Annotated in this window: 2 tRNA genes; both read left to right on the forward strand. The window is 54.2% G+C overall.

Annotation, left to right across the window (positions count from 1 at the left end):
• Positions 1-50: 50 nt before the first annotated feature.
• A tRNA-Ile gene (locus tag L1073_RS17130) sits at positions 51-127 on the forward strand.
• A 176-nt stretch (positions 128-303) separates the two neighbouring features.
• Positions 304-379, forward strand: a tRNA-Ala gene (locus L1073_RS17135).
• Positions 380-594: the final 215 nt, after the last annotated feature.

The raw sequence follows: 594 nt of genomic DNA on the forward strand, positions 1-594 counted from the left end.
AGCAGAGCAACGACTGTGGAATGGCTGCATGAAGCCGCCCAGTGACCAGCGGGTCTGTAGCTCAGTTGGTTAGAGCGCACCCCTGATAAGGGTGAGGTCGGCAGTTCAAGTCTGCCCAGACCCACCATCTCTCGCTCAGTTGGCTAGAGCGCGCCCCGTGGGGTGATAGGTAGAGAGGGTGAGGTCGCCGGGTTTTTTCAAGTCTTCCCAGACCCACCAATGCAAGTCGGAAGATGTAAGGTTTAAGAGGTAAGAAAGAATCCCTTTCTTAGTTCTTCCTTCTTTATTCTTCTCTCTTGATAAGGGGCCTTAGCTCAGCTGGGAGAGCGCCTGCCTTGCACGCAGGAGGTCACCGGTTCGATCCCGGTAGGCTCCACCATTTGCAGGATAGACGCCAAGAGGAGGTCACCGGTTCGAGCGAACCGTCGCACCGCCCGGTAGGCTCACACCATCTCAAGTGTGAAGCTGAAAGCCTGAAGCTTGAAGAAAATCCAACAGTCCGTTGATAAGCGTAAGCCTTAAGCTAGACGCTGAAGGTGCCGCCTTGAAGCAAGGGGTCACTTACAGCTTCCAGCTTAAAGCTTCCAGCTTTAA

Origin of the sequence: Chromohalobacter nigrandesensis, assembly GCF_023061285.1 — a bacterium.
GTDB lineage: Bacteria > Pseudomonadota > Gammaproteobacteria > Pseudomonadales > Halomonadaceae > Chromohalobacter > Chromohalobacter nigrandesensis.